The 9,013-nt window shown below is 67.8% G+C and carries 6 protein-coding genes and 1 pseudogene; 2 read left to right on the top strand and 5 right to left on the bottom strand.

What is annotated here, in order from left to right; translation table 11 throughout:
• The coding region (malQ, locus tag AYO52_RS13170; RefSeq protein WP_156523610.1) for a 4-alpha-glucanotransferase at window positions 1-2,033 on the bottom strand (2,033 nt) is incomplete at its 3' end.
• Between the two features lie 137 nt (window positions 2,034-2,170).
• Between malQ and AYO52_RS13165 the strand changes: the two genes are divergently transcribed.
• Together AYO52_RS13165 and AYO52_RS13160 are read left to right on the top strand one after the other, a co-directional pair.
• Entirely contained in the window at window positions 2,171-3,382 is a 1,212-nt protein-coding gene (locus AYO52_RS13165) for an acetyl-CoA C-acetyltransferase (RefSeq protein ID WP_067718178.1), read from the top strand.
• A 36-nt stretch (window positions 3,383-3,418) separates the two neighbouring features.
• Window positions 3,419-5,608, top strand: a complete 2,190-nt coding sequence (locus AYO52_RS13160; protein ID WP_067718176.1) for a 3-hydroxyacyl-CoA dehydrogenase NAD-binding domain-containing protein — start codon at window positions 3,419-3,421, stop codon at window positions 5,606-5,608.
• Between the two features lie 28 nt (window positions 5,609-5,636).
• On the opposite strand, the gene AYO52_RS13155 is transcribed toward AYO52_RS13160, so the two are convergent.
• The 4 genes and pseudogenes from AYO52_RS13155 to AYO52_RS18615 form a co-directional block, all read right to left on the bottom strand.
• The gene (locus tag AYO52_RS13155) at window positions 5,637-6,803 is read right to left on the bottom strand and encodes an IS630 family transposase (protein WP_253702153.1); all 1,167 of its coding nucleotides are present in this window, start codon (window positions 6,801-6,803) and stop codon (window positions 5,637-5,639) included.
• Window positions 6,804-7,276: 473 nt separating this feature from the next.
• The gene (locus tag AYO52_RS18970) at window positions 7,277-7,825 is read right to left on the bottom strand and encodes a hypothetical protein (RefSeq protein WP_253702151.1); all 549 of its coding nucleotides are present in this window, start codon (window positions 7,823-7,825) and stop codon (window positions 7,277-7,279) included.
• A gap of 68 nt (window positions 7,826-7,893) precedes the next feature.
• Window positions 7,894-8,661: pseudogene (locus AYO52_RS19280) on the bottom strand (transposase); the annotation flags it as partial.
• Window positions 8,662-8,725: 64 nt separating this feature from the next.
• Window positions 8,726-9,013: hypothetical protein (locus AYO52_RS18615; protein WP_172812174.1), on the bottom strand; the 288-nt coding region annotated here is incomplete at its 5' end.

The raw sequence follows: 9,013 nt of genomic DNA, 5'->3' as shown, positions 1-9,013 counted from the left end.
TCCGACGTCCCCGGAACATTCACCGCACGGCGATCACCCACGAGATCCGCCACCGACACGGCGAACAACAGCGACGGCGACTCGGCCACGAATCGATGCAGTGCCACGACCAGATCATCGGGGGAGTCCCCGTCGAGCAGGCCACGCTCCCGCACGACAGCAGTGAAGGCCGAGATCTCGGCCTCGGCACCACGACGTTCCTCGGCGCTGTCGCCCGTCAACTGTCCCAACTCCTCGCGGATATCCACATGGACGAGGTCGGCGTAGCCGGCGGTCGGCGGGAGATCATGGGTCGTCACCGACGCCATACACAGCCGTCGATAGTCCTCAGGCGGGATCGGGGCGTCCTCGTCCTGCTCGAACCACATCACGGACGTGCCCAGGATCCCGAGCTCGGACAGCGTCTCGCGGACCCCCGGAGCCACCGTTCCCAGGTCCTCGCCCACCACGACCGCGCCGGCCCGTGACGCCTCGAGTGCGAGAACTCCGAGCATCGCCTCGTGGTCATAGTGGACATATGTGCCCTCGGTCGGAGCCGCGCCCCGGGGAATCCACCACAGCCGGAACAGGCCGAGGATGTGATCGATCCGGACGCCGCCTGAATCCCGCAATGCCGCGCGGACGATGTCGCGGAAGGGACGGTAGCCCTCCTCGGCGAGGGCGTCCGGACGGAGCGGCGGCTGCGACCAGTCCTGACCGCGTTGGTTATAGGCGTCCGGGGGAGCACCCACCGAGACCCCACGGGCCAGTGAATGGTGGAGCGACCACGCATCGGCGCCCGTGGGATGGACCCCCACCGCCAGATCGTGCAGGACCCCGAGACGCATCCCCGCGGCAAGGGCCTCGCGCTGGGCGTGCGCCCGCTGCTCCGCGACCAACCACTGCAACCACAGGTGGAAACGGATCTCTTCCGGATTCTCGTCGGCGTAACCCGCGACGGCCTCCGAGCCCGGATCCCGGAGTTCCTCCGGCCAGGTGGACCAGTCGGGGCCGTGGTCACCGGCCAGCGCGGACCACGTGGCGAAGCCCAGAATCCCGGGCTGCTCATCGACGAACCGGTCGAACGAGTCGGCCCGGGCGGGAGCCAGCGGGACCATGAACAGGATGCGCAACGCCTCGAGCTTCGCGGTCCACGAACTGTCGCGATCGATCGTGTCCACAGTGTTGGTCGCAGCCGCGGTGCGGGCCAGGTCATCCACGCGACGGCGGTCGGCGACTGACAGGGCGGAGTACTCCGGCACGAGCTCGGGGCGCAGGTACAGGGGGGAGGCGAACCGGCGGGTCGTCGGGAGATAGGGCGACGGACCGACCGGCACGAACGGCTCACCCGCATGCATGGGGTTGACCAGGACGAAGTCCGCGCCGAAGTCGCGGCTCGCCCACCCGGCGAGGTCCCCGAGGTCGGCCAGATCGCCGACGCCCCAGGATTGTTCCGACCGGACCTGATAGATCTGTGCCGCCAACCCGACTGCACGGTGCTCCTCGAGTCCGGCGGGCACGGGGATCGCGCGGGGATGGACTAGCAGGGTGCACTCACTGGAGTGGCGGGTGCCGTCCGGGGCTCGGACCACTGCGGTGACGCGATGCCATCCGACGGGCAGATCATCGGGGACCGCCAGAGTGACCCGCTCCATCGCCACCCCGTCGACATCCCGGGCGATCCGGGGTTCGTCGAGGGGGAGCAACGTCGACGGCACGTCGGCGTCCTCGAGAAGGACCTCGACATTCACGATCGCGCCGCGCGGGACGTGGACCGGGCACCCGATGGCGGTGCCCTCACGCGCCACCAGCGTCGGTGGCAGCACACGTCGCCAGGGGCGCAGACGAACAGCACCGAGTGCCTCACGTTCGGAGACGCCGCCCTCGTCGTCGTCGTCGCCGCCGACCTCGACGCCCATCGCGGCGAGCACCGCGCGCAGGGTCGAGGCCGGGACCTCGCGACGGACGCCGTCGGCGTCCTCGTAACTCGATGCGACGCCGCAGACATCGGCGAGCTCGGCCAGGGCAGGGGATACGGCGTGGTTCTCGGTCACGGGACCCACTGTGCCACCGGAGCGAGCCCAGTGAGTCTCGTGCAGAAACGGACCGCAGTCCGAACCGTCCGGTGGGCACAGCGTAGTGTGAAGCGGAACACGTATCAGCTCGCCCAGAGAAAGGCCGTGGACCACCCATGACCGAGGCATTCATCTACGACGCCATCCGGACTCCGCGAGGCAAGGGCAAGCCCGGCGGCGCTCTGCACGGCATCAAGCCGATCGACCTGGTGGTCGGTCTCATCGAGGAGACCCGTCGACGCTTCCCGGACCTCGACGAAAACCGTATCTCGGACATCATCCTGGGCATCGTCACGCCGATCGGCGACCAGGGGATGGACCTGCCCCGCACCGCGGCGCTCGCCGCCGGCATGCCGGACACCGTCACGGGTGTGCAGATCAACCGGTTCTGTGCGTCCGGACTGACCTCCATCAACATGGCCGCCCAGAAGATCCGCTCCGAATGGGACGAGGTCGTCTTCGCCGGCGGCGTCGAATCCATGTCGCGCGTGCCGATGGGCACCGACGGCGGCGCCTGGGCCATGGACCCCGCCACCAACTACGACACCTACTTCTCGCCCCAGGGCATCGGCGCCGATCTCATCGCCACCCTCGAGGGCTTCACCCGCGAGGACGTGGACCGCTACGCCGAGCGCTCGCAGCGGCTGGCCGCCCGTGCGTGGGAGGAGGGCCGGTTCGCCAAGTCGGTCGTGCCCTTCAAGGACATCAACGGCATCACCGTCCTCGACCACGACGAGCACATGCGACCCGGGACCACGGTCGAGGCGCTGGCCGGCCTCAAGCCGTCCTTCGCCATGGTCGGCGACATGGGCGGCTTCGACGCCGTGGCGCTGCAGAAGTACCACTGGGTCGAGGAGATCAACCACGTCCACCACGGTGGCAACTCCTCCGGCATCGTCGACGGCGCCGCGCTCGTCGTGGTCGGCTCGGAGAAGGCCGGACAGGAGATGGGGATGAGCCCGCGCGCCCGCGTCGTCGCCGCCGCGACCTCCGGCGCCGACACCACCATCATGCTCACCGGGCCGACCCCGGCCGCCAAGAAGGCGCTCGCCACCGCCGGCCTGACCGCCGACGACATCGACCTGTGGGAGCTCAACGAGGCGTTCGCCTCCGTCGTGCTGCGCTTCCAGAAGGACATGGACATCCCCGACGAGAAGCTCAACGTCAACGGCGGCGCGATCGCCATGGGCCACCCCCTCGGCGCGACCGGCGCGATGATCACCGGCACCGCGCTCGACGAGCTCGAGCGCACCGGCGGCAAGCGCGCCCTCATCACCTTGTGCGTGGGCGGCGGCATGGGCGTGGCAACCATCATCGAACGCGTCTGACCCCCACCGACACCACAGTCATAGGAGCAGAAACCAATGAACGACAACATGTTCCGGTGGGAGCAGGACGGCGACGGAATCGTCACCCTCACCATGGACGACCCCGACCACGGCGCCAACACGATGAACGCCCGGTTCATCGACGACTTCGCCGCCACTGTCGACCGCATCGAGGCCGAGAAAGGGTCCATCAAGGGCGTCGTGCTGACGTCGGCCAAGAAGAGCTTCTTCGGCGGCGGCGATCTCAAGTCCATGATCAAGGCCGGCCCCGACCAGACCGAGGAGCTGTTCGAGCGGTCCATGGGCATCAAGAGCCGCATGCGCGCCCTCGAGACCTGCGGAGTGCCGGTCGTGGCCGCACTCAACGGCGCGGCCCTGGGCGGCGGCCTCGAGCTGGCGCTGGCGTGCCACCACCGCGTGATGGCTGACGCCCGTGGCGCCAAGGTCGGCCTGCCCGAGGTCACCCTCGGTCTGCTGCCCGGCGGCGGCGGCATCGTCCGCACCGTCCGCATGTTCGGTCTCGCGCAGGCCGTGCCCAACATCCTCATGTCGGGCCGGTCCTTCGCACCGGACAAGGCCCTCAAGGCCGGCCTCGTCGACGAGGTCGTGCAATCCGAGGAGCTCATCGACGCCGCCAAGGCGTGGATCAAGACCGACCCGGAGCCCACCCAGCCGTGGGACCGCAAGGGCTGGACACTGCCCGGCGGCACGATCGACGACCCGGCCTTGTCGGGCGTCCTGCCGTCCTTCCCGGCGAACATGCGGAAGCAGACCAAGGGCGCGCCCTCCCCGGCACCACGCGCCATCATGGCCGCCGCCGTCGAGGGCTCGCAGGTCGACTTCGCCACCGCCGAGAAGATCGAGGCGCGCTACTTCGTCTCGCTCGTGACCGGCCCGATCGCGAAGAACATGATCCAGGCGTTCTTCTTCGACATGCAGCATTGCTCGTCTGGTGGCGCGCGTCCCAAGGCCGCCGACGGCTCGGATATCCCCCGGACCGAGTTCACGAAGGTCGGCGTCCTCGGCGCCGGGATGATGGGTGCGGGCATCGCGTACGTCTGCGCGAAGGCCGGCATCGAGGTCGTGCTCAAGGACGTCGAGCAGGCCTCCGCCGAGAAGGGCAAGGCGTACTCCGAGAACCTCGAGGCCAAGGCCCTCGAGCGTGGCCGCACCACGCAGGACAAGTCCGACGCGTTGCTCACCCGCATCACGCCCACGACGGACCCGCAGGCGCTGGCCGGCTGCGACCTGGTGATCGAGGCCGTGTTCGAGTCGCCCGATCTGAAGAAGAAGGTCTTCCAGGAGATCCAGGACATCGTCGCCCCCGACGCTCTGCTCGGCTCTAATACCTCGACCCTGCCGATCACCGACCTCGCCACGGGCGTCAAGCGGCCCGAGGACTTCATCGGCCTGCACTTCTTCTCGCCCGTCGACAAGATGCAGCTCGTCGAGATCATCAAGGGCGGGAAGACCGCCCCGGAGACGCTGGCCAAGGCGATCGATCTCACGCTGGCCATCCGCAAGATCCCGATCGTGGTCAACGACTCGCGCGGCTTCTACACCTCTCGGGTCATCGGGACGTTCGTCAACGAGGCGATCGGCATGCTCGACGAGGGCATCGAGCCCGCCACCATCGAGCAGGCCGGCCGGATCGGCGGCTACCCGGCGGCTCCACTGCAGCTGTCCGATGAGCTGAACCTCAACCTCATGGTCAAGATCCGTCAGGCGACCCGCGAGGCGGAGGAGGCAGAGGGCCGGGAGTACGTACCCAGTGCCTCCGACCGTGTGGTGCTGAAGATGGTCGAGGAGATCGGCCGCTCCGGCCGCGCCGCCGGTGCCGGCTTCTACGACTATGCCGACGGCAAGCGCGCCGACCTGTGGTCCGGCCTGCGGGAGGCGTTCAACACCTCCCCGCACAACGCGCCGCCACTGCAGGACCTGGTCGACCGCATGATCTTCGCCGAGGTGCTCGAGACGCAGAAGTGCGTCGACGAGGGCGTGATCGTCGACGACGCCGACGCCAACATCGGTTCCATCATCGGTATCGGGTTCCCGGCCTGGACCGGCGGCACGCGCCAGTACGCCAAGAACTACGCGGCCCCCGGGGCGCGCGAGGCCTCGGGCTACAGGGGCTTCGTCGCCCGGGCCGAGGAACTGGCCGCCACCTACGGCGAGCGCTTCACGCCCACCGAGTCGCTGAAGAAGGCGGCGGCCGAGCAGGGCTAGTGGTCATTTCTGTTAGTTCGTCGGGGGGTCAGGCGGCCTGAGCCGTCTGGTGGTCTGCGATCCGACGGAGGAGTTCGTTGAGGTCACTACGGCTGTAGTTCCACTTGAACGGCGTGACGGTGGTGTTGTACCTGTCCTGGAACGCCAGGACGCGTTCGGCGAGATGCTTGAGGTCGCGGAAGTTGCCGGGCTTGATGGCCTTTCGTTGCAGGATCGAGAAGTAGATCTCGACCTGGTTGAGCCACGAGGCGTGCACCGGTAGATGCACGAGCTCGGCGTTGGGCCAGGCTTGTTTCATCCGGTCGATCGAGGTCTGGCCGGCGTGGGAGGAGCCGTTGTCGACGACCCAGAACACTCGTTTTGCCGATGCGTACGGCTCGGTGGTCATCACCTGCTCGACGAGTTCGGTGAACGGTACGATCCCGGTCTTCGGGGCGATCCGCCCCATAACCCGAGCGTGATGGACGTCGTAGGCGGCGAAGTAGGCCACGGTCCCGCCCCGGATGTACTCGAACTCGACCCGGCGGCAACGTCTGGGCCCGGCCGGCTGATCGGGGTGACGACGCCGCAGGGCTTGGAGCTGGGATTTCTCATCGGCACTGATCACGTACTCGTCATCGCCCAACGCCACGCCCTGCCAGGTGCGGGCGTACAGGTCCAGAACGCGGGCGGCCTTGGCCGCAAAATCCGGGTCGCGGGGGAAGAGCCACGAGCGGTGCTGCCAGGGCTTGATCGCATCGCCCGACAGCCAGCGCCGCACCGTGGAGGCGCTGATCGACTCGACGATCTTTCGGGTCACGGCCTCGGTGGCCAGGTCGGTGTACGACCAGCGTGACAACGGCAGGCCGGACTCGGCGGGCAACTCGCACGCCATCGCCTTGACCTCGGCGGCCTGGACGTCGGTGAACACCGTTGGCCGACCCGATCGGGGCAGATCCCGCAGCCCTTCGAGCCTCTGGAGGGCGAAGCGGCCACGCCATTTGCGGACCGTGTCGACGTGGACGCCCAGATGGGCGGCGATCGCTGCATTCGAATCACCTCGCGCGGCCGCCAACACGATCCTGGCGCGCAGCACGTCGCGCTGTTCGGTGCGCCCCGCCCTGATCCTGGCCCGCAGAACGGCCTCATCCTGGGGCGTCAACACGATCGGCGCCGCGGTCGCCGTGGCCTGGAAAAGCTGCGTGATAGTTGGCATGACCATTTCTGGACCATCCCGGCCCGCACCACAGGGCTGACACGCCGGATATCAGGAAGTTCGCCCTGATCAACTCCTGTCAGCGCCTCGGGCGGCACGATTGACGCCATGGCCAAAATCCCCGACTCCACGCAGCACTCACTCAGCTACAAAATCCGGCTCCGCGCACAGTAACGCTGGCCGCAACTGGCCAGCGTCACCGTCCGGTTCCGGGCCGGATTCGCCTACATCGACGGAACACTTCCCGACGGCGAAGTCCTCAAGCTGTGCCGGCTTCGCTACGGCGGTTCCGCCTCAACGTGGGGATTCGCGATCTACCGAGCCAGTCACGACGACTACGAAAACTCCTACCTTCCCAACGGATTTAGCGCAGGCGCCCCCGAAGACGCCCTCGACACCGCCTGCGGCCTCTACCTCGCAGACCCCACCGCCTGGACCTGACCCCCCGACGAACTAAGCTTGTTATTTAAGGTCTAGGCGGCTTTGCCGACGGGCTGTACTGGTGCTTTGCAGGTGTTTGGTCGGCCTTTGGGTCGGCCAGGGCCGGCACGGGAGGCTTTCGGCGGACTGGCGGGATAGGTCGCTTTCTGGCAGATGCGGCGATAGCCGGCTCGTATCCGTGCTGGGGTCAGCTGGGCCGGGGCGAGGGGCTTCTGCCAGGGCAGGCGATGATCGGCGGCCAGCGGTCGGGCCAGGCGTAGTTGCGTGTGGGCGGCGATGATCAATCGGGTCCACCTATCTGCTGCCTGTGGATCGCGCAGCTTGGGCCGGGTCCATCCCAGGGACTGTTTGAGGAACCGGAAGGTGTGCTCGAGATCGAACCGGCGAATGAACATCGACCACCAGTGATCGACCTCGGTGTCGCTGTCTGGGACCGGCTTGGAGGCCCAGAGCCATACCGGTTTCGGAGCCCGGTCACCGGGCAGGCGTTCAACGGTGAGATTGACCAGGGTGCCGTCGATGATCGGTGGGGGTCCTGTGTGGTTTTTGAAGCCGCCTCGGGTCTCGATCTTCGGGTGCATCCTGGCGAANTGGCGACTGTCGGCACCGGGTGGGTGGCCCGATCGCGCAGCTTCAGTCGGGCGCCGTGGCGGGGCTGGCGCCCCTTGGTGGGGCCAGCCCGTGTGCCTGCGGGTGCGTAGTAGACCCGGTCTGAGCGGACCCGGCACAGGATCGTCACGGGCAGATCAGCGAGCAGCCAGGCCAGCCGGGGACCGTCGTAGCCGGCATCGGCGACGACCAGCACTTCCGGGTCGTCTTGATCGTGGTGGCCGGCCCGTTGTAGCTCAGTGAGCACCCTTCGCAGCTGGGTGGCGGTCACCGCGGTGGCGTCATCGCCGGGGAGCAGCCTGGTGGCATCTAGCAGGGCGGTCCATGACGTCGGGCCCGGTTCCAGGGCGGCAACGAAGGAGTACTGCCAGCCGGGAATCATCTGTGCCTGACCGTGTCCACGGGCATAGGTGTGGCAGAAGGCCCGGTCCGGGCTGGTCGCTGCATCGGGGCGCAGCCAGTTCGACACGTCCACCGCCAGTACGATTCGTTCTCGCCCATCGGGGCCGGCCATCGTCGGCAGCGGGGTGTCCGCGAGCAGCACGCGCATCCCGGTGGTGCTGATCTGCCCAGCGTTGAGACCGTCGTAGAGACTACCGTGGCCGCGTCGGTGTTCACTCTGTAGCGACAGCCTCGCCAGATCCGTTATGTTCCCGGTAGCGCATGCGGTCGCATCGGCCAGTTCGAACAGCGTGTCACCACGACGGGTCAGGCATCGGTACAGGCCCGCCCGGAATCTGTTGAGATCCGCCAGAGTGCCCTCGCCGGGCGGTAGCGGTAACGGGGTCGAGTCGTCGATAATCTGCATGCGGTCGCCGTTTCTTCTGCTTTCGTCTGGTAACCAAAGCATTAGAGTCGGCGACCGCTCAGCCTCAGACCTCCGGAAGTAGCGACGGTGCCGGTGTTGAGATTTGGTGCTCGGCGAGCTGGTAGGTCAGTGGGCGCCGGTCGCCGGGTAGGTGGGCGGGGGCGGTGTTGATCTCGTCGAGCAGTGCTGCCAGGGCGCTGGCGATCCGGGGGGCGTCGGGCCGGTCGAGGGTGATGGTGATCGCGGTGGGGGTGTAGGTCACGGTCCCGCCCTGGTGGAGGAGGTTGCGGGTGATGGCCCGGTATTCGTTGGGATCGGCGAGATAGGTGTGGAGTGTTCCCGCTAAAGTGGC

It is taken from the genome of Dietzia sp. 111N12-1, from assembly GCF_001658045.1.
Taxonomy (GTDB): domain Bacteria; phylum Actinomycetota; class Actinomycetes; order Mycobacteriales; family Mycobacteriaceae; genus Dietzia; species Dietzia kunjamensis.
The sequence above is the reverse complement of the archived record's forward strand: the minus strand, read 5'-3'. Positions and strand labels throughout refer to the sequence as shown.